The organism is Pedobacter sp. W3I1 (genome assembly GCF_030816015.1).
GTDB lineage: Bacteria > Bacteroidota > Bacteroidia > Sphingobacteriales > Sphingobacteriaceae > Pedobacter.
On sequence record NZ_JAUSXN010000001.1, the window covers coordinates 5,622,710 to 5,644,811 of the forward strand.

A 22,102-nucleotide genomic window follows, 5' to 3' on the forward strand; every position below is an offset into this window, starting at 1 on the left:
ACCATCGACAGACTCCAATAAAAATCGTCATCTCGACCGGAGCAACGCGGAGTGGAGAGATCTTTGGACTACAGATGGTCTGTTATTGAGATACCAGCTTCGGGCTTAAAAACATTTGGGTAACCTGCTGATCGAAATGATTATTCATCACTCCCTGATAAACCTGTCCTGCAACATGATACAATAAATCTACTTTTTCAAACAGGCTTACTACCTCCGGTTCACCGATCTCGTAATTGTTTTCGTAACGAACAGCCAGATAAGCCTCATCAAGCAAATGCAACAGGTTAACCTCTTCCTCATCGTGATTAAATAGCGTAGAAAGCTGCTTTACATAAGGTTTAACATACAGCTGATGGGTTTTGATGCGGTGCGTTTTTTTATCCTTTCCCATTACCAAAACTTCAATGGCCCGGTACATTAAATCGAAAACCTGATGCAGCATAAAAGCGCAGTATTCGAGATTCTGTTGCTTAAAATAGAACTTTGCGCCAGATAAAAATTTGTTGGCCTTATTAGTTTCTTGCCGATAGGTAGTGCTAACCCGATCCGCAATGAGCTTAGGTTCGCCGCCTTCCAGAAAACTTCCAGATTTACTAAATAAGCAATTCTGAGCTGCAGTGGCATAGTAAAAAAACAAACTCCCTTGTCGCAAAGCCTGCTCAACCTCGTGCACATGGAAAACCCGATAAGTAAATTCCATTTGCTCATTAAATACAATATTTAATACTGGCGTTAATTCGTTTAAAATACGCACATGTTTAAACGAAACCATAATCAGCATTTCTGGCGCCGGCTCACTGGCAAAAAAATTGGTATGGAGATAAATATATTGAATGGGTACCGCAGCGGTAATGCCCTTTAATAAACGCATTATGTTTTCTTCTTTTATCGCACTATGGCTAAGGTTTAAAAATTTATTCCGCATAATGGCCCCTTTCATCTTTTATATCATCACTTAATGTAGGGTTACCGATCATCACAAAGAAAGCTTCCATGATCATCAGCATGGCTTCATACTGCTCAAATAAAAATTCCTTGTCCATCATTTTAATGCTGCTTCTGGTACTAAATGCGGCATACAACCACTCTAAAAGACCTAAGCGCAATTGTTTGATTTTTTCAAGAACGAAAAAGGACTCCAAGAATCGATAAGGGTTTTCAATGTGTTCGGCTGCTAGTGTATTTATTTCGCAAAGGCCTTTGTTATATACATCGTTTGTAATAAAACGATCTTTCGTAGTCATTAACCCTTCGTTTAAGGCTGCCTGATAAATTAGTTTTTTGGTTGCAATTAAATAACCCGCATTAAGCAATTTCGTAAACTGGTTATAGAGGAAAAAATAATCGGCAACATCGTTTACACGGTTCTCTTCTGATAAGGCCATTTTATACCATTTTTTCAGGTATGTTTTGTGCCCTGCAAGGTTATCCAAACTAAAAAAAAACTCAATTACACTAAACGGATTATCAAATAATTCCTGACCGAAAGCCAAAGGCGATGTACTTTCGAACATGGCCATATGATAATAGCGATCGATACTTTTAAAACTATTTTTAGTGATGAGCCTTTCGTGGATGAGCCAGCAAGCCTCCAACATTTTTCCGGTGTTCTCGTAAAATGGAAAGATATACTGATCCCAATCCAGGTTGAGGTTATTTTCCAATCCGGCCAACAACCATTCTTTATAAATAAACTTATAATTATCTGATTGAAAGAAGATAAAAATATCCAGAAAGGTAAGTTTTGGATTTTTCATCTCCACTTTGCTCAATAATTTCGGACAATAATCTAGCAGAACCGATTCGCGTTCCAGGTTACATTCATCGGCTTCAATGGCCTTTATAAAAGCAACATCTGTTTCACTCCGATTAAAAATTAAATCCGAATAATCGAACAGGGGCAACAGTTTCTCGTAAAAACCCAATAGTTTAGCAGGATGTTTTTGCGGCGAATAATCGAATTCGTTTTGAGGTGGGTTTAACCAGTTTTTTAAAAACTTTAAATGATGGTCTACACCATTTAATGAAAAAAAACTTTCAATGGCATCAATAAATGCCATCGTTTCTTTTTTAAAATTTGCGTTCCCTTCCATAGCGTATATTTATTAAATGATTATATTAGCTAACGAATTTAGCAAAATAAAATAAGTTAAACTATAAATAATACGCTTAACTTACTAACATATTTTTTATGAAGGAAAATCAACGCTTAAAAACACTAATGGATTTGTTGGGATTTAAAACCCAAAAAGATTTTGCTATGGCGTTGAATATCCAGCAAGGTTCTCTTTCAGATATTTTAAGGGAAAGGGTCAATGTATCTAACGCTATTAAAGATAAACTCGAACTTAAATTCGACGTCAATTTAACCTGGCTAGAAAACGGCACAGGTGAACCTTTTTTCAAAAAGAGACCAGCTGTTGGTGAAAGCAAAGAGGGCGTTCCCTATTTCGATATGAGCCTGTCAGATGCTAAAGATCTCATAGTAGAAGAACAACGCGCAGAATACCTGGTAAATTACCTTCCTTTTAACGATTGCACGGCCTATTTACCGGTTTATGGCGATAGCATGTACCCCAAATATGCCGCAGGCGAAATTATAGCAATAAAAGAGATTACCAATTACGAAATTCTACAGTGGGGAGAAGCTTATGTGGTGATGACAGATGAAGATAGTAACAGTTTACGCACCATAAAGTTAATTTTTCAGCACACCGATGATACCAAACTAATCCTTCGTTCTTCAAATCCAAATTTTAAAGGCGATACCGTAATCCGCAAAAAAAACATCCAGGCACTTTATATTATCAAAGGAAAAATTACACGGAATATTATTTAGACAAAGCTATTTTCAGTTGACAGTACCCAGTTTACAGTTCTAACTGAAAATTGCAAACTGAAAACTGAATGCACGGGAATAATGTAAAAAGGTCTCCCACAAATCAACGGATTTTCGCAGATTTTAAAAAGCATGTAGGAGTCTTATTATAAATTGTCATCCTGAGCTTGTCGAAGGACCTGGTTTAAATATCTTACAAGGCGTTTCGACGGGCTCAACGTGACAAATTCGGAGTAAATTACAAATATGAGTGAGATTCGCAAACTGGATCTGCGTCATCATCTTAAATCAGCGGGAATAATGTAAAAGAATTTCCCACAAATCAACGGATTTTCGCAGATTTTAAAAAGCATGTAGGAGTCTTATTATAAATTGTCATCCTGAGCTTGTCGAAGGACTTGGTTTAAATATCTTATGGAATTGCAATAGTTTACTAGAGTTTTTTCGTTGTCAGATCAATTATTTCGAGAAGCATTACTTGGCTTTCTTTTAAGCAACATTTTTTCTATTACTTAGCATTTCTTCAAATTCTTTTGGAGTCATGTATGCAAGAGTAGAATGCCTTCTTTTTCGGTTATACCAGACCTCCACATATTCGAATATCGCCAATCTGGCTTGGCTTCTGGTGCGAAAATTTTCGTGGTATACCATTTCTGTTTTCATTGTTTTAAAAAAACTCTCCGCCACTGCATTGTCCCAGCAGTTACCTTTTCTGCTCATGCTTTGATTTACTGAAAATTTCATCAATTGCTTTCTAAATTCATTACAGGCGTATTGCAATCCTCTGTCTGAATGAAAAATTAATTCCTGGGTAATCGGACGGTTTCTTATCGCCATTTTCCATGCTGCGATCGTTGTTTGTCCGGCATCCATGGTTTCGCTAAGCGCCCAGCCAACAATTTTTCTATCTGCCAGGTCCATTACTGTCGTCAGATAAAGCCAGCCTTCACCAGTTCGGATATAAGTAAGGTCAGAGACCCATTTTTGGCTAATCTCCGCCGCATAAAAATCTCTGTTAAGAATATTTTCTGCAGGCAGATATAAATGGTCAGGATCAGTAGTCTGCACCCGATATTTATTGCGGGTAATACTTTTTATGTTTGCTTTCCGCATCAATCTGGCTACTCTTGGTCTAGAAACAAGGATTCCTTGTGCCTTTAATTCTGAGGTTATACGGGGCGCGCCATAACGGTATTTACTATCCTTGTGAATCTTTTTGATCTGCACCAAAAGTTCAGCCTGATCAATGGACCGCTTACCCAATGGATGTTTCAGCCAGTAATAAAAGCCACTACAGCTTACCGCGAACGTTCTACACATCTTTTCAACAGGAAATATCTGCCGGTGTTCCTTTATAAATCCGAATATCTCCCGTCTCCCTTGGAAAAGATGCCTACCGCCTTTTTTAATATGTCACGTTCTAGCTGTGCCTCTTTAAGCTCCTTTTGAAGCTTATTGATCAGTTTCTGGTCTTCGGTAAGGTTTACTAAATCTTGTTTAGCTGTTCCTTGCCGTTCCCTCCATTTACTTAGTAGATTAGGGCTTATACCTAATTCTTTTGCAACCTCTTTGATCGATCCACGAACCATAGCTAAATCTAAGGCCATTTTTCTAAAGGGTTCATCAAACATTTGTCTGCTCATATATTCAAATTTAAAGTTTTAAGTTTAAATCTGACAAACAAGACCTCTAGTCAAAGATAGCAACTCCACTTATAAGGCGTTTCGACGGGCTCAACGTGACAAATTCGGAGTAAATTACAAATATGAGTAAGATTCACGAACTGGATCTGCGTCATCATCTTAAATCAGTGGAATCTAAAAAAGGTTTCCCGCAGATCAACGGATTTTCGCAGATTTTAAAAAGCATGTAGGAGTCTTATTATAAATTGTCATCCTGAGCTTGTCGAAGGACCTGGTTTAAATATCTTATAAGGCGTTTCGACGGGCTCAACGTGACAAATTCGGAGTAAATAACAAATATGAGTAAGATTCACAAACTGGATCTGCGTCATCATCTTAAATCAGCGGGAATAATGTAAAACGTTTCCCACAGATCAACGGATTTTCGCAGATTTTTAGAAAATTACAGAGCTGTAAACTGCCAACCGTAAACTGTCAGCCGATAACTAATTACTTTCCTTTTACACATCTTCGTCGTACCTTTATTTAATCAAAAAAAAGGAAAGATATATGAATACTGAAAAAGCCATTCTTGCAGGCGGCTGCTTTTGGGGAGTAGAAGAACTGATCCGTCATTACCCTGGCGTTATCTCAACAGTTGTTGGATACACTGGTGGTGATGTTCCCAATGCCACTTACCGGAACCATGGCACACATGCCGAAGCCATTGAAGTTACTTTTGATCCAACTATTTTAACTTACCGCAAATTATTAGAATATTTCTTCCAGATCCACGATCCGAGCACACGCAACAGACAGGGAAATGATGTAGGCACCTCTTACCGTTCAGCTATTTTCTATAACAGCGAAGAACAAAAAGATACCGCGAATGCATTAATTGCAGAGCTGGATGCTTCTGGCAAATGGCCTGGCAAAATTGTAACCGAGGTTGTACCTGAAACCGATTTTTGGAATGCAGAAGAAGAACACCAGGATTATTTACAGAAAAATCCTTACGGTTATACCTGCCATTTCGAAAGACCAGACTGGAAATTATAAATAAGGTCGTTATTAAAAGGCACGAAGCAATTTGACAGAAAACAGGAGAATCAGTTTAGTTTTCCGGAAATCAGATACAGTGGCATTTAGATTTATTCGGTCCCGCTCTCGCTTCTGCTCCGATGAAGAATCGGGAGCATCTCGCTTTGATCGGGTTTAAGTGGCGCGGCAAGCAATGCTATTTGGGGCTGCACGATGCTGGAATAGACCCTATCTATCTGCACCATGCTAACCAACCTTAAATAGTAGCAAATCTCTCCAATTTTAAACCTGATTGCCGCGGAAATCCTTTTTTGTCACCCTGAGCGTAGTCGAAGGGCAAAAAAGATTGTAGCAGAAAGCAGGACAAACGTTAATTGAGCACAGCAATTGCTTTCCAAACTAAAATAATAGCCTGTTTAAATTTGATGCTATCATTTTACTTATCTAACATTTTTGTCACACTGAGCGGAGTCGAAGTGCTTTTAATACATCGAAAAATGGGTCTTCGACTCCGCTCAGACTGACAAGCTCTTAAAACAATAACAACCTTAAATAGAAAAGGCAATTTTCTTAATCGAAAATTGCCTTTTTGTTTAAAACATAATCATAACAGATCACTAATCATCGTCATCTTTTTTCTTCTTCTCTAGGATTACGAAAGCACTCCGTTTTGGCGCCGGCATTACCGATTGTTCCCCTTTTACCGATTTCCATACCACTTCGTTTAAATCTAAATCTGGTGCCGAATCTTCTTTGGCAAAATTAAACAGTTCAGAACGTCTGCTGCTCTCATTTACCGCCACATTCCTTGTATCTAAATCAATAAGCGGCTGAATCACATTATAAGGCGTAAAATCTGGTGTAGCCGTAAAACATTCGTATAATGGCATAGCAGCAGCATCGTACTGGCTCATTGGCGGTAAACCTAAAATAAGTTCCATTGTTCTTAAAAATCCCGAAGTAGAGTACATGGTATGCACAGGCGTATTTCTTTTTACGTACGGACCAACCACATATGCCGGCGAACGGTGAGCATCGACATGATCGGGTCCATTCTGTGCATCATCTTCCAGAATAAAAACAACCGATTCTTTCCAGATTTTGCTATGCGATAAATGCTCCAAAATACGACCTACAGCCAGATCGTTATCGGCAACTGCGGCTTGTGGCGAGTATTTCCCTTTTTTTTGTCCACTGGTATGATCGTTAGATATTCTTAAAGTATTAAACTGAGGCACAACACCTGCAACCAGTAACGAATCGAAATCATGCTGCCAGGCATCTACCCGTACCTGATCTTTAATATCCATGTCAAAACCCGGCGAAGCCGTGCACATATGCCCTTGTAGCGATTTAATATTCGCCTTGCCATAATCACCAAACTCACCATAACTGCGGTAACTTACCCCTGCCCTTTGGCAGTAATCCCAGATAAAACCACCTTTTGGATAAGTAACAGGTCGGCCGCCTTCAAAGGTTGTGCTCCCACCGCGAGCACCATAACTGGTTGGCCAGGTTTTTTCTACCACATCGGTTGCATATGCGGCCATACTCCAGTTGTGCCCATCGGCACTTACCTCCGCATCAACATAGAAATTATCAAGCAGCACATAGTTTTCGGCAAAAGCATGCTGATTAGGTGTAATTTTTCTACCGAAAAGTGTTAAAGTAGAATCGCCGTTTCCTTTTGGCAAGTCGCCAAGCACCTGATCGTATGTTCTGTTTTCTTTAATGATATAAAAAACGTGTTTAATGGGCGATTTTTCGTTCTGTTTACGCGGAATAGGATTTCCTGCTTCACCATCGGCAGTAATAGTCCGTTTATCGGTAAAGGGGGTATTGGCATACACCTGTTTGGTATATAGCTTTAACTGCTCAGGCTTTGGCGTATCAATAAAAGATAAGGTGCCTTTAAACAAACCAGCAATATATTGCAATCTGCTATTGGCCGTACTGCCCATGTGGTAACCGCTATTATCTACTTTAGAAATCGGTTGTGGCCCTTGAGGGTTGGCCATAGATGTATTGCCTTTACCATTGGTAACCAAAATTTTCGAACCGAGCACCTTAACACTTGTTGGGTACCAGCCTACCGGAATAAAGCCCTGGCTCAGGCTTAATCCAGGTTTACTTACATCGAAAACAGCCAAACAGTTATTGTCAGCATTGGCGATGTACAAAGTTTTTTCGTTGGCACTTAAAGCCAGACCATTAGTGGTAGAACCCGTTAACTGTGTGGCATAAAGGGTAGTAGCAATGGTTTCAATTACCTTATTGTTCAAAGTATTGATTACGGAAACGGTATTATCGTTGGCATTGGCTACAAAAAGAATAGTACCTTTTTTATTAAGCAATAATTCATTCGGGTGATCGCCAACAGGAATCTGCTGTGAAATGCTTTCTGAAACTAAATTGATAACAGCAACAGATTTTCCGCCCCAGAGCGAAACATAGAGTTTGCTTTCATCTGCTGATAAAACACAGCTGTAGGCAATTGCAGGAAGCTGAATTTTTTTCAGGATTTGCTTTGCAGTAGGATTGATAATGTATAAACTGCTATCCTCTTTGGTTACAGTATATAGTTTACTGTTGTTTTTGTTTACCACAATCCCCGCCGGACTAATTTTTCCCTTTGGCCAAACCGGACCGAGTTTAATCGTATCACTTTTGCCAAGTTTATCGTTCTGGATATTGAAATCCAAAATCCAGTTGTCGTTACCACCTGAGGCATACAGGTGTTTTTCATCTTTACTAAAAGCAATTCCATACCACGATTTGCTTAGTACTTTTTCATCGATAATCTTTTCTGTTTTGGCATCAAGCAATTGCAATGACTGTGTACTTTGTCCGTTGTTGGTAATGGCTAGGTATTTACCCGAAGCACTCAGCTGCATATTTAAAGGCAAATCGCCCAATTGCAGTGAATGCCCTGCCGGACTCAGCTTCCATCCATTAGGGAGTAAGATCTGCTGAGTGCTTCCGTTTTTACCAGGCCATTGTGCAAATCCTTTTTGGATGAACAGGAAGCCCAACAATATAAATAAGTATGATTTTTTCATTTTCTTAAATTGAAGATAGAAATACTATCGATGAAGATTAAAGTTAACCAAAGCCCTGATGGTATAACCATTGCCCGATGCTACGGAACCGATCTCGCGGATGGCCTCTGATGGAATAGCCTGACTACGCGTGGCGTAAAAAACAGGTCCGCCGGAAATAGAGAAGGAAAGTTTTGAATGATTTGGTTCCAGATTGATGGATGGCCCAATCATTACCTTTGCACCGCCTTCTGCTTCATCCTTTTCCCAAAAACCTTCTAAATCCTGCCCTAAGGCTTCGAAGCCAAGGTATAAAACATTAGAAACACGGTGCTGATACCCAAAACTGCTAATAAAATCTAGCTTATCCCTGGTTTTATCAAAAGCTTTTTCAAAACGAAGGTTTCCCGCCATTCTCCAGTTTGTATGATCAAATGAAGCGGTGATCCGGCTAATCGCCGAACCAACGTTCGACCAATCTCTGCTTAAACCTAAACCAGCACCTAACCTGAAACCAGCTATGCTTTTACCACCCACTAAATCTCTGATTACTTCAGCTTGTTCTGCAGAGGTTACACCTCCTGAATTGGCAAAACCGATTGCCGCGGTAGCATATAAGGTAAGCCTACTTCCTAAATATCCTTTAACACCAAACTGTTGCCCTAAGCCATCATAACCGAACTGTCCGTTGGTTCTTTCACCGTAACTTCCCGAATAATGGATATTCCAACGGTGATTTTCTGCAGTTAGTGTATTCAGCGAAAACAAAAAAGGCTGGGCAGCATCAGTTCCCGTCTTCAATTCAGGCTTCTCTGCTCCTATCTTTTGTGCGGCACAGTTTAAAGCAATGCCGGCAAAAATAATTGACAAAAATGTCTTTTTCATCTGATGATTTATTCGTTAAAATTTGGTTTCATTTAATAATGGCGATCCACTTGCATTTACCTGATAAGTTTGGATCTTATCATTTTCATCAACCTCTACTATCCGGTAACCTTTATAAGCTGTGCCCCAGTTTCCGCCTATATGTGCATCGAAAAAATGAGGAAGTTTATCGGTATAAAAAACAGCATCAAGACTGTGGTCGTGCCCGTGGAATACTGCTTTTACATTTGCATAGCTATGCAGCAGCTTAATCGTATCCTGACATTCTATAAAAGGGCTTTCGGGCACCCAAAAATGAGGCGGGATATGTAATACCACGAAAACAGTTTTCAGGCTTTTAAACTTATCTAATTCCAGCTTTAAAAAATCGTTGTTCGGGCACAAGTAAGTTCCTTTGGTATCAGAAGTGTTAGCCAAAACAAAGCCAACCCCATTTTTCTCAAAAGAAAAGTTATCCTCGTAACCAAAAACAGATTTCCAGATCTTAGCGTCAGCATGATCATGGTTACCCGGGATGGCATAAAAAGGAAATTTAAGTTTATCGTAATACTCTTTTTTTACTTCTGATAATAGTTCCGGGCGATCGTGTACCAGATCTCCATTAATGATTACAAAGTTTAACGGATTTTTATCGTGCGCTTCGTTTAACCACCTTACAATATTTTCATGATTGAGCTTATAATCTGTTCCGGGTTGGCCATAATGTCCATCAGATGCAATGGCGAAACGCAACTTTGGCGCTTTACCTGTTTTTACAGAAAGAGGATGCTGTTCATCAGCAAATGAGGAAAGAACTGGCGAAATACTGGCTACAATGGCAGCAGCCAAACTATTTTTCAGGAAAAATCGTCTGTTAGACATCAGGATAATTTATGTTTTGTATCAAAGCCCAATATTAGGACGATCAGGCTTCTTAAACATAAATTTAATGTTATGATTAGGTTAACCGAAGCATAACTGTGTATCAATTTTATAACAAAAAATGATCTGCAACTGCTAGGCAAGGCATAATATTTATCCAACAAAACAATTTAGCTCCTGCAGGGATTATTCTATTATGAAACTACTTAAATCATTACTCGCTGGCTTTGCAGGTGCTGCAGCCCTTAATATTTTGCATGAAAGTGTAAGGCGGCTTGATCCTGATGCACCCCGGATCGACCTTTTGGGCGAACAGGCACTCTCAAAATCAATGAACCGTTTAAAGCTTGAAGCACCTGGCGGCAATAATCTCTATCTGGCCACCCTCGCCGGTGATATCATAAGCAACAGCTTATATTATAGTGCTATTGGTTTCGGAGACAGTAAAAACATTTATTTGAAAGGTGCAATTGCTGGTATTACCGCTGGTTTGGGCGCAATAAGCATCCCCGATAAAATTGGATTAGATGATACTCCGGTTACTAAAACGGATAAAACAAAGATCCTAACGGTGGTTTGGTATGCTATAGGCGGGCTGGTAACGGCAGCGGTTTTTAACCGCTTAAAAAAGGCCTAGCATAATGAAAACGCTTATTCATCGGTCTGTGTCCGCACAGAATGGCAAGCAAATAATTCTTCCTATTGAATACATGATAAAAGCCAACTTGAAGGTCTGTGAATTCACAGACCTTGGATTAGTAATTGAAACTACCGAAACCTTGCCCCAGTTTTTCATGGCTGTTACTAAAGGAGGAAAATCCTTCATTGCATTCAGGATGACAAATCCCCAAAACTGGACATCATTCCCGCGCAGGCGGGAATCCTAATGCAATAGCTTTATAGTACTCAATCCTTCGGGAATAAGGAACCGGAGAGCTTCTATCGGAATACAATGGAAAGCAGGACGACAGGAACCTAAGTAATTAAACGAAATAGAGATCACGCGTATATTCCTCTGCTCCGTGCTATCCGGCCTGGCAGATTTTCGTAGAAATAAGCATTGAAATTCTTGCACTACCCCCTCAATACCTTACAGCCCATGGCAATATACAGTCCCGATTTTTCATCGGGGCCTCCATATTGCCGCAATAAGAATTTAGATAGCTTAGTTCAAGAAAAGGTGTAAGCCTTGGTTTTTTGGTTCCTTTTTCATCAAGGAAAAAGGACTAGCCACGGCGGCAATGAGCCGTTTCAAAATATTTAATTGTACTTTATAACAGTGGGCGCTTTAAGATTCCCGCCTGCGCGGGAATGACGAACTATGTTTATGAAAAGTACAAAGATCTCTCCACTTAGAGATGACGATACTTAGAGACCCATTCCTCGGTCTGTGTCCTCACAGAACGAAAAACAACAGTTTGCAATGAAAAAATTCAATAAAAGAGTGAAAAACAAAAGGTCTGTGGAGACACAGACCCTGGATACTATAGAATAACGATTGCCTGTTTGACAACCAGATAAGCTGCCAGTGCGTATAAAAATATAGCAATCGATTTATTGATGATCAAACTGCTCAGCGCAAATTTCTCCTGGATATAAGTTGCAAAATGTGCATATACGTAAAGTGCCAGAGAAGAACCTACCCCAGAGCCTAAACTAAAGATTACCAGGGAGAGGTAATCGGTTTCGATCCATTGGTGTAAAATTACATAATTGCCAAAAAACAGCCAGAATGGAATCTGTACGGGGTTTAACACCCCTAAAATTAATCCGTATAAAACGCTTCCGCTGCGTTTATCATCTTTTTTATTGCTCGTTTTAGGTACTTTTTTTCGGTTTTTCCAGGTAATTGTACCCATCACCAGAAACATTAAAATCATAAAGCAATCAACCAGGGTGCTTAACCGCACCTCGCTTACCGCCTCGTTTGGATTGATATCGCTCATAGCCCATCTCGCGAAACGCATCATTCCAAAAGTGAAAAACACTTCTACACAAGAGAACGATAGAATAAAATACCAAACCTGCCGCATGCCCTTGTTAATGGCAAGCTGTGCAACGGTGAGATTAATGTTGCCCGGGGGGATATAGCCCATGGCATTGAGAACGATGCCGATGAAAAACGTTAGAAAAAGCATTGCCGAAATTATGGATTTAAATTTAAATGCGATGCTAAATATTTTCCGGTGTACGATTTCTCTACCTGAGCTAAATCTTCTGGTAAACCTTCAAACACTACCTGACCGCCGCCATCGCCCCCTTCAGGACCGATATCGATTACCCAATCGGCACATTTAATCATGTCCATATTATGTTCGATCACCAAAATAGTGTTCCCTTGTTCTATCAGTGTATTCAGTGCTTTTAACAGTTTTTTAATATCATGAAAATGCAGACCAGTTGTTGGCTCATCGAAGATAAAAAGCGTTTTATTGGCATTATTGCCCTTAATTAAAAACGAAGCCAGTTTAATACGTTGCGCCTCACCACCCGATAAGGTATTTGATGATTGACCTAAATGCACATAACCCAAACCAACATCAACCAAAGGATTTAATTTATTGAGGATCTTCTGTTCATCCTTAAAAAAATCTACCGCTTCCTCAATGGTCATATCCAGAATTTCAGATACGTTTTTCTCTTTATAGGTTACATCTAAAACCTGTTGTTTAAAACGTTTACCGTTACAGGCTTCGCAGGGCAGGTAAATATCGGCCATAAACTGCATTTCAATCTTCACTTCGCCCTCACCCTGGCAAACATCGCAACGACCACCTTCTACGTTGAAAGAGAAAGCAGCTGGTTTTAAGCCCGCAGCTTTTGCCGATGCCAGGCCCGAAAACAGCGCACGAATATCATCCCAGGCTTTAACATAAGTAACCGGATTAGAACGGCTAGAACGACCAATCGGATTCTGATCGACCATTTCTACAGCACTTACCAGATCGTAATTGCCAAAAATGCCATCATAAGCACCCGTTTGTTCACCAGCATAGTTTCCTATTGCCTTTTGCAGTGCCGGATATAATATTTTTTTAACTAAACTGGTTTTACCCGATCCAGAAACGCCACTTACCGCAGTAAAAACGCCTAATGGAAACTTCACATCAATATGCTGAAGATTATTTTCTCTCGCTCCTTTAATCAGGATATGATCCTTCCATTTCCGTCGTTTATCCGGAATGGCAATTTTTTCCAATCCCGACAGGTAACGGCCTGTTAAGCTATTTTTATCTTTTAAAATCTCTTCGTAGTTACCGCTGAAAACTAAATTACCACCATGAGTACCAGCTTCAGGGCCAATATCAATAATGTAATCGGCCGCACGCATCATTTCTTCTTCGTGCTCTACCACAATAACCGTATTACCTACGTTACGGAGCGAGATTAACACTTCGATCAGCTTATTGGTATCCCTTGGGTGCAAACCAATACTTGGTTCATCCAACACATAGATAGAACCAACCAAACTACTACCTAAAGAGGTAGCCAGGTTAATCCTTTGCGATTCTCCACCCGAAAGCGTGTTCGATAAACGGTTTAAGGTAAGGTAGCCTAAACCTACATTGTTTAAATAAAGGAAACGGTTATCAATCTCTGCCAATAAACGTTTGGCAATTTTGGTATCGTTGGTATTTAATTTCAGCTCGTTAAAGAAAACCAGGGCTTTGGCCAAAGGCATCAGCACCACATCGATAATCGATTTTTCAGCAATCTTTACATAAGATGCATCTTTACGTAAACGCGAACCTTTACAGTCAGGGCAGGTAGTTTTGCCGCGGTAACGTGATAACATTACGCGGTACTGAATTTTGTAGGTCTGCTCTTCCAGTTCTTTAAAAAAAGCATCCAGACCTGCAAAATATTTGTTCCCTGTCCAAAGTAACTGTTGTTCCGTTTCTGTTAAGGCACTATAAGGCCGGTGAATCGGGAATTCGAATTTCGGAGCAGCTTTAATAAAATTCTGCAGCCACACATTCATTTTTTCGCCACGCCAGGGGGCAATGGCATTATCGTAAATGCTTTTGCTCTTATCAGGAATAACCAGATCTTCATCAATACCGATTACGTTTCCATAACCTTCGCAGCGTTTACAGGCACCATAAGGATTGTTGAAAGAGAAAAAGTTTGGCGTAGGTTCTTCGAATTTGATTCCATCCAGTTCAAAACGGTCGCTAAAATGTTTCGTTTTACCCTGGGCCTCTACATAACAATCGCCTTTACCTTCAAAAAAAGCTGTCTGTGCCGAATCGGCCAGTCTACTTAATGTTTCTTCTTCCTGGTTGGTTACAATACGATCGATCAGAATCTGAACGGTTTTATCATCTGTTAGTTCTGCATCTTTAAAATCAGCATCGTCTAAAACAGCTTCTATTTTTTCTATTTTATCATTGATCAGAACACGTAAAAATCCTTTCTGTAATAAAATAGCCAGTTCTTCTTTAATTGTACGGTTGTTATGCGGATATAACGGGCAAAAAATAGTTACCGTTGTATCTTCGGGCATGGCATTTACATAATCTACCACCGTGCTTACCGAATCTTTTTTCACTTCTTTGCCCGAAACAGGCGAAATGGTTTTCCCGATACGAGAGAAAAGCAGTTTCAGGTAATCATAAATCTCGGTCGAGGTACCAACGGTAGAACGTGGATTAGAAGTAATAACCTTTTGTTCGATGGCAATTGCCGGCGCAATACCTCTAATATAATCTACATCGGGTTTATTCATCCGGCCCATAAACTGGCGGGCATAAGAAGATAAACTTTCAACATATCGGCGCTGCCCCTCTGCGTATAAAGTATCAAATGCAAGCGAAGATTTCCCCGAGCCAGACATACCTGTTACCACCACAAGTTTGTTTTTTGGAATGGCAACATCGATGTTTTTGAGGTTGTGCACACGGGCACCTTTTATGATAATATTTTTATGCGGATCTTTTTCGGCCTCTTTTTTGCTCATGTATGGTAACGAATATAATGTATAACCCCAGAATGCTGTTAGGGTTTTAAGAACATACAAAAATAGGGTACTGAGACGGTTAATTTATTTTTTAACATTTTATTTTTTGCTTTTTGATAAAAAAATAACTTTCTTTGAACATTAACAACCTCAAAACCAAACTAACACATATCAAAAACATAGGAGAGCAGCTATAGAAATTAAACATCTACAAATTAATTTTTAGCAAATAGTACGGGATTTAGTGTAGGTAAACCTATGAATTTACAATCATATAATGATCAGGACCTGGTAAAGGTATATATTACCGGGAACGAGAATGGATTGCAGGAACTTTTAAGAAGACATAAAAGCAAAATTTATACCTCTATCTACTTATTGGTTAAAGACCAATATCTGGCGGAGGATATTTTTCAGGATGCTTTTATAAAAGTAATTAATACCCTGCGATCAGGAAGATATAACGAAGAAGGCAAGTTTTTGCCTTGGGTAATGCGTATTGCCCATAACTTGGTTATTGATTATTTCAGAAAAGAAAAGAGAACACCAATCATCACCAGTGCTGATGGAATGGATGTATTCAATATGCTACACTTTTATGATGAGAGCGCAGAAGACAAAATGCTTCGCGACCAAACCCATAAAGATTTGAAAGCAATGATCCATTTATTGCCTGATGAGCAGAAAGAAGTGCTCCTCATGCGCCATTACGCCGATTTAAGCTTTAAAGAGATCGCAGATTTAACCGATGTAAGCATCAATACAGCACTAGGCCGTATGCGTTATGCATTGAGTAATTTGCGTAAAATGCTTAAAACAAAGGAGATGACTTACAAAGGGTAGTAAAATTGTTACATAAAATTTTTTAGGGGTTGAAATAAAGCATCTGAACTATCGTTAAGTTTATAAAACTTATCACATTTAGTTGCTTATGACAAAAACCTCTACATCAAAAACAAATGTAAATTTACCTACACCTAACATGTTTCAGCCTAGAACTGATATTGAATCGGACACAGAAATCGACTTATTTTATGATCAAATAAAAGGTAAGTTAGATAGGCTGGCTAAAAATCCTCAGGATGAAACCATCAACAAGATTTTAGCTTACAGCCGAACAAAGTAGTAAATTACATGAGCCAAAAAAGCTTGTTCCACAGGGTGGGACAAGCTTTTTTTATTTTATGAGTTCAATGGTTCATTTGCCATTAGTTTATTGGTAATTGCAAAACCGGCTACCAGTTCATAACTGATACAGCTTTATCATTTATAACCACTTACGTATATCCTTGCTACTTGGCTATCATCCATTTGACCATAGACTATCTATGATCTGATCATCAACCATGAAACAATTCAGCAATGAACTTTCTGGTATCAGCCATCAACCTCTTAGCCTTTCCTTATCTATCCCTATAAATGGCCTAATTTTTACAATCCCCTAAAACAAAAAGCCTTACCTTTGCATAGTGTAATTTTAACACTAAGTACGCTATGAACAAGAACTTGCTCCCACTCACTTTAGGCGGTTTAGGCATCGGAATAACAGAATTTGTTATGATGGGCTTATTACCCGATATCTCAAAAGATTTAGCAGTAACCATTCCACAGGCCGGGCATTTAATCTCTGCTTATGCTTTAGGTGTGGTAATCGGTGCACCATTATTAATTATGATTGCGGGTAAATATCCACCAAAAATGATATTGATTGCTTTGATGATCATGTTTACGGTTTTCAATGCCTTCTCTGCATTTGCCCCAACTTTTGATACCCTGTTTATTGCCCGGTTACTTTCTGGTTTACCACATGGTGCATTTTTCGGAGTGGGATCGGTAGTGGCTAGCAGGATAGCCGAAAAAGGGAAAGCAGCTCAAGCCGTATCGCTCATGTTTATGGGCTTAACCATCGCCAATATTGTCGGCGTACCATTGGGCACCTTTATTGGGCACAATTTCTCCTGGCGCATCTCTTTTGCCGTTGTCGTATTTGTTGGCCTGGTTACTTTGTTAAGTTTAAAATTATGGCTACCCGCTTTAGAAGCCACAAAAAACCGCGATTTAAAAGCAGAACTAAGTTTCTTCAAAAAAAGAGAAGCATGGATCATCATTTTTATGATTTCGATTGGAACAGGCGGCTTATTTACCTGGTACAGTTATATCGCCCCATTAATGACAGATGTTGCAGGCTTTTCACCAAATGCCGTAACCTATATATTAATGCTGGCGGGTTTGGGCATGATGTTCGGCAATTATGTCGGTGGCCGATTGGCCGATAAGTTTTCACCTGCAAAAGCCTCTGCAGCCTTATTGCTCACCATGGTGGTTACCTTAACCATTGTACACTTCGTATCTGCAAGTCAGCCATTAGCCTTAATCATGACTTTTGTTACCGGTGCCGTATCTTTTGCTTTAGCTGCACCAATACAGATGTTAATGATCCAGAGTGCCAAAGGCTCCGAAATGTTGGCAGCATCTGCAAGTCAGGCCAGTTTCAATATTGGTAATGCTTTGGGCGCTTTCTTTGGTGGCCTTCCACTGGTTTATGGCTTTGATTATAGCTCGCCTGCTTATGTAGGTGCAGCAATGGCATTGGTAGGCGCATTCTTTGCATTCTGGTTAATTAAGAGCAATCAGGGCGTAACCGAACAGGTTAAAGTGCCAGCTACTTCTTTTCATTAGACCAATGTGAATTAGAGGCTCCAATCATTCACTCATTCAAAACTCAATCATTCAAAATTAGTTGCCAGTTTACTTTGTAGAAAACGAAAGGCCTGTGCAAGTAAAAATGTTCAATCCTGCTGTACACTGTAGCCTCGCAAAAAAAGCTCGGGCTGCCGTTCCCATCAGGTTTATAATGAAAGGTTGTGCTAAGCATAAAACCCACCGTACTAAAAGTAGGCTTACCTTGTTAAAGCCATTCATGCCTAATACCTGCGACCTACTTTATCTTTCAACCTGCCTACTACCAGACCAAGTGATATTCCATAGAAAGATTGCAGATTGTTCAGGTTTGCCGAAAAACCAGCAGTAACAGCCGCTGTCCTATCCAGGTACAGTCCATATTTCATTTCGAGCGGCAAACCAACCGTTTTTCTTCTGATCGTTTCATACACATTATTACTGAAAAGGCATCCGCCCGGCCTATCACAATCGTTATACAGAAATGCACCAGGGCTTACCTGATCAACCAAAGAAACTCCTGTGCCAAACTTAACATAATGGTAACGGTTAAAAGTATAACTTTTGCCCACTAAAATACCAACGTCAGAAATATGTGGTTCTGGCAAACCGCCAAAATAAAAAATCCTGATACGTTCTACAGCTGATGTTTTAAGCGAGATATAATTACTTCTTTTCTGCAGGTAAAAATCTACATCTCCATACAATCGTCTGTTTCCTCCACCGCCCAGACTAAAGCCAAGACCGAAATAAATTTTCCTTTTTTTATTTAAGGTATCCTGCTGTGCCAATGCATCTGCAAACAGTAGTAAACAAAAGCATATCAATAAATATTTCATAACGTTAATTTAGATGTAGACTATGCAGCAGCTCCCATTCTTTTAAGCAGCTTTAAATGAGATTTTATCCCTCCGAAATAACTGGTACAATTGGGCGTTATTCCGTTCTCATTTAACATTTCGTACAATATTTTACTGATCTGCGGATAATACACATGATGGTAGTGCGGGAACAAATGATGGGCAATATGATTGTTGAAGCCGCCCAAAATAAAATTTACCATATTACTAAAAGGATGCATATCGTTCGAACTTTTTACCTGGTTCATCAGCCACGAAGCATTGATATAACCCTGCGCATCTGCTTTCGGATACTGCGTTTCCTCAACATGGTGTGTCATAAAAAATGTAAACAGCAAAAACAGCGATTGGCTTAAATGCATTATCAAAAAACCAAGCACCACCACATACCATTGCTGACCAGAAAAAAGTAAGGGTAACACCAATAACAAACTGATATAAGTAATTTTCTGAAGCACAAAAGACAGATAATACTTAAAGCTCTTTTTAACCACAAAGCCATCATTGCCAAACAGAATCACAAAATCTTTAATAAAAATCCAGAATAGCGAATAGGTAGTATAAGCCAATGGTGCATACAGGTGTTGGTAAGCATGAAACCAATAATGTTTACTGTCAGGTACCACACGGATCAGCTTTGATATTTTAAGGTCGGAATCATAGTCTTCTACATTTGGCGCATAATGATGAGAATTAACATGGCGCAGTTTCCATGCCTCGGCATGCGCACCAACCAATGTATAAATAGCCACAAAGCAGATATGGTTAAGCCGCCTGCTTTTAAAAATGGTATTGTGTGAAAAATCGTGCGAAAAGTTAAAGGCAAAAAGCAATGCAATAAAACCATATACCATAAAACAGCCAATAAAACCAATTGGGTTAACCGTACGGTATAAAGCTAAATAGGACAATAAGGTGAGCAAGAAATACACAACGAATTTAGCTGCAATTATCCTCATAAAAGCAGATTTATCAATTACCAGCTCCTGTGCTACACGTTTGTATATTGCTTTTAGCAACTGACTATCAGCCGCTACATAGATATGTTTATCCTTCATATCGCATCGGGATTAGGTGTTCACTTCTGCCCATCATTTTCAAAAACCTGAAATGTGAGGCTAAAGATTCGCCGTATGACATTTCCATATAAGTAAGCTTGTGCTTTTTAGCCAGCGCTTTAAAAATTGGAATAATATCAAGATAATGCACATGGCAAACGTTCGGAAGCAGGTGGTGCACCGCATGAGCATTAAAACCACCAAGTGTCCAGTTTAGAAATTTACTTTCTGCATGGTAATCTATTGAAGTAAGCAACTGCAGTTTTGGCCAGCTCATATTCAATTTATTATCTTTATCGGGCATCGGATGAGATACATAATCTGATAAGTGTGCAACGCCTAACACCGATACAAACAGCAGAGAAATAATGAAATGGTTCAGCAGGAAAGCCATCAGAACTATTGCCCAACCGAAAGGCAATAGATAAATGGGCAAAACGATCATATAACCTATATACAAGAGCTTATATATGACCAGCTTTACCGCTTCAATACGGGGAATCTCCACTTTAATGGTACGGCTCGATAAATTGAACAACATCAGGGTTTCCCTAAAAAAGAACCAGTTAATAGAATAAAAGAGGTATAGAAACGGCGCATAAATAAACTGATACCGGTGGTACCATTGCAAAGGCTGCGATTCGGTCATCCTAAACAGGGGATTATTTAGTACATCAATATCACTACCTTCTATATTGGTATATAAATGGTGTGATTCGTTGTGGTTCTTATCCCATACATAAGCATTATTGCCCTGCAGATTAAAACTCAACGAAAATAACAACTGATTCCAGAATTTACTTTTAACCGCTACACCATGGGCGGCATCATGCGAAACATTAAAAGCAGTTAACAAAACCGAAAGTCCCATCAGCAGGTAAAAAACATAGAATGCCAATACCGAATGACTGGTAATCATTAAGGCGTAACACAGGGTATCCATACCGAAATACAGGAATATCTTGAAAAACATTTTTGCGTTTCCCGTTTTCCTCAATCCATTCTGTGTAAAATATTGTTCTATTTGCTCATTTAATTCTTTATAGAATTCGGAGCCTTCATCTTTTATAAATCTTAATTTGTTCATAATAGTGTGTTTTAATTCCTAATCAAATCTAAAACACCTCACAATGCTAAATTATCCTTAAAGATTATCTGATATCAAAAAATCATCCTTTAAAGCAATTTACAAGCAAACAATATGATTATAAATTATAATCATTAAATTAACAGTCGACAATAACCCTTTCGATTATTAAAAACCTCACTATTTCATTTATAAATTAATCTTTATGAATAATCAACAAGCATTATTTTTTCAGGCAATCAAGTCAGCCCTGCCCGAGTACCAAAACCTGGCGTTGAGTGTAGCCGAAGAATTAGGAATAAGTACCAATGAAGCCTATAAGAAAATCAGGGGCGACAGTAACCTTACTTTCAAGCAAATCATTAGGCTTTCTGATTGTTTTGATGTCCCATTCCTGTACAGTCCGAAACAATCATTATCGGTTACCTTTAGCTATTTAAGTGTAAATGAAGATTTAGATATGATTGGCTATCTCCGGAATTTATTGGAGAACATTAAGGCTATTAAGAACAGCCATAAAAAACACATTACCATCACTACCGACGACATTCCTTTATTTCACTTTTTTAAGTATCCCGAACTTACTAGTTTTAAACTCTTCTTTTGGGCAAATAGTGCCAATAATCTCGAAATGCCGTTCAGTTCTTCCTTCCTATCCGATGAGATTATTAAAATTTCGCAAGAGCTGCACGCCACCTATCTGGAGATACCGAGTACCGAAATATGGTCTAAAGATACCGTAACAGGCACACTTGAACAGATCAGATATGCATTCGAAGCCGGACACCTTACCGATACCGAGCTGGCTGTGAAAGTTGTAGAACAGGTAAGGTATTGCCTCACCGATATGAATATGTACGCCATTAGCAGCAAAAAAACCATCGACCCAAACCATACCTTTAACTGGTACAATTGCGATGTACTGGGAAGCATCGCTTACCTGGTCGATTTTAAAGACCGCATGGCCTGCTACAACAGGTTTAATACTTTTAATTATTTAAGAACCGAAGACCAGGCCTATTGCAAACAAACCAAACAATGGATGCAGGGCCTGATGATGAAATCGGTTTCTTTTAGCGGCCAGGGCGAAAAACACCGTAATAAATATCTGTATAATGCCTTTGCTGAATGCGATAAATTGTTGAGGGAGATTACTAATGGTTAATCTG

17 protein-coding genes are annotated in these 22,102 nt (G+C 39.2%); 6 read left to right on the top strand and 11 right to left on the bottom strand.

Features of this window, described 5'->3' with window-relative positions; genetic code table 11:
• Positions 1–82: 82 nt before the first annotated feature.
• Together QF042_RS22905 and QF042_RS22910 are read right to left on the bottom strand one after the other, a co-directional pair.
• Complete coding sequence (locus tag QF042_RS22905; RefSeq protein WP_307532485.1) at positions 83–943, bottom strand: HEPN domain-containing protein; 861 nt, start codon at positions 941–943, stop codon at positions 83–85.
• Positions 918–2,096 (bottom strand): hypothetical protein, encoded by a 1,179-nt coding sequence (locus tag QF042_RS22910; RefSeq protein ID WP_307532486.1) that lies wholly within the window; start codon positions 2,094–2,096, stop codon positions 918–920. The genes QF042_RS22905 and QF042_RS22910 overlap by 26 nt, the downstream gene beginning before the upstream one ends.
• Positions 2,097–2,194: 98 nt before the next feature.
• On the opposite strand from QF042_RS22910, the gene QF042_RS22915 reads away from it, so the two are divergent.
• Entirely contained in the window at positions 2,195–2,842 is a 648-nt protein-coding gene (locus QF042_RS22915) for an XRE family transcriptional regulator (RefSeq protein WP_307532487.1), read from the top strand.
• 489 nt (positions 2,843–3,331) lie between these two features.
• Here QF042_RS22915 and QF042_RS22920 read toward each other — a convergent pair.
• Positions 3,332–4,485, bottom strand: a protein-coding gene (locus QF042_RS22920) for an IS3 family transposase (RefSeq protein WP_307528534.1) whose coding sequence is annotated in 2 segments (ribosomal slippage) — positions 3,332–4,251 and positions 4,251–4,485 — 1,155 coding nt in all. Because the reading frame shifts where the segments join, the coding sequence is not laid out codon by codon here.
• 549 nt (positions 4,486–5,034) lie between these two features.
• Here QF042_RS22920 and msrA point away from each other — a divergent pair.
• Positions 5,035–5,523 carry a peptide-methionine (S)-S-oxide reductase MsrA gene (gene msrA, locus QF042_RS22925; RefSeq protein ID WP_307532488.1) on the top strand — a complete coding sequence of 163 codons (489 nt, stop codon included), beginning with the start codon at positions 5,035–5,037 and terminating at the stop codon, positions 5,521–5,523.
• 599 nt (positions 5,524–6,122) lie between these two features.
• Here msrA and QF042_RS22930 read toward each other — a convergent pair.
• The 3 genes from QF042_RS22930 to QF042_RS22940 are packed head-to-tail and all read right to left on the bottom strand — an operon-like array spanning position 6,123 to position 10,289.
• Positions 6,123–8,564, bottom strand: coding sequence for a bifunctional YncE family protein/alkaline phosphatase family protein (locus tag QF042_RS22930; protein WP_307532489.1), 2,442 nt, complete (start codon positions 8,562–8,564; stop codon positions 6,123–6,125).
• A gap of 24 nt (positions 8,565–8,588) precedes the next feature.
• Entirely contained in the window at positions 8,589–9,428 is an 840-nt protein-coding gene (locus QF042_RS22935; RefSeq protein WP_307532490.1) for a hypothetical protein, read from the bottom strand.
• A 15-nt stretch (positions 9,429–9,443) separates the two neighbouring features.
• Positions 9,444–10,289 (bottom strand): metallophosphoesterase, encoded by an 846-nt coding sequence (locus QF042_RS22940; protein WP_307532491.1) that lies wholly within the window; start codon positions 10,287–10,289, stop codon positions 9,444–9,446.
• Positions 10,290–10,485: 196 nt separating this feature from the next.
• Here QF042_RS22940 and QF042_RS22945 point away from each other — a divergent pair, with 196 nt between their 5' ends.
• Positions 10,486–10,926 (top strand): hypothetical protein, encoded by a 441-nt coding sequence (locus QF042_RS22945; protein WP_307532492.1) that lies wholly within the window; start codon positions 10,486–10,488, stop codon positions 10,924–10,926.
• Positions 10,927–11,773: 847 nt separating this feature from the next.
• Here the strand turns inward: QF042_RS22945 and QF042_RS22950 are convergent.
• On the bottom strand, positions 11,774–12,427 hold the full coding sequence (locus QF042_RS22950) for a LysE family transporter (protein ID WP_307532493.1): 654 nt from the start codon (positions 12,425–12,427) through the stop codon (positions 11,774–11,776).
• A gap of 8 nt (positions 12,428–12,435) precedes the next feature.
• On the bottom strand, positions 12,436–15,249 hold the full coding sequence (gene uvrA / locus QF042_RS22955; protein WP_307532494.1) for an excinuclease ABC subunit UvrA: 2,814 nt from the start codon (positions 15,247–15,249) through the stop codon (positions 12,436–12,438).
• 258 nt (positions 15,250–15,507) lie between these two features.
• Here uvrA and QF042_RS22960 point away from each other — a divergent pair, with 258 nt between their 5' ends.
• On the top strand, positions 15,508–16,092 hold the full coding sequence (locus QF042_RS22960; RefSeq protein ID WP_057933765.1) for an RNA polymerase sigma factor: 585 nt from the start codon (positions 15,508–15,510) through the stop codon (positions 16,090–16,092).
• 651 nt (positions 16,093–16,743) lie between these two features.
• Complete coding sequence (locus tag QF042_RS22965) at positions 16,744–17,928, top strand: MFS transporter (RefSeq protein ID WP_307532495.1); 1,185 nt, start codon at positions 16,744–16,746, stop codon at positions 17,926–17,928.
• Between the two features lie 245 nt (positions 17,929–18,173).
• Here the strand turns inward: QF042_RS22965 and QF042_RS22970 are convergent, their stop codons facing one another.
• From QF042_RS22970 to QF042_RS22980, 3 genes are read right to left on the bottom strand one after another with little or no spacing between them, the layout of a single operon-like run.
• Entirely contained in the window at positions 18,174–18,767 is a 594-nt protein-coding gene (locus tag QF042_RS22970; RefSeq protein WP_307532496.1) for a hypothetical protein, read from the bottom strand.
• A 20-nt stretch (positions 18,768–18,787) separates the two neighbouring features.
• Positions 18,788–19,846: a fatty acid desaturase gene (locus tag QF042_RS22975; protein ID WP_307532497.1), complete on the bottom strand. Its 1,059-nt coding sequence runs from the start codon at positions 19,844–19,846 to the stop codon at positions 18,788–18,790.
• Positions 19,836–20,933, bottom strand: coding sequence for an acyl-CoA desaturase (locus tag QF042_RS22980; RefSeq protein WP_307532498.1), 1,098 nt, complete (start codon positions 20,931–20,933; stop codon positions 19,836–19,838). The genes QF042_RS22975 and QF042_RS22980 overlap by 11 nt, the downstream gene beginning before the upstream one ends.
• A gap of 205 nt (positions 20,934–21,138) precedes the next feature.
• On the opposite strand from QF042_RS22980, the gene QF042_RS22985 reads away from it, so the two are divergent.
• Entirely contained in the window at positions 21,139–22,098 is a 960-nt protein-coding gene (locus QF042_RS22985; protein ID WP_307532499.1) for a hypothetical protein, read from the top strand.
• The last annotated feature ends 4 nt before the right edge of the window (positions 22,099–22,102 follow it).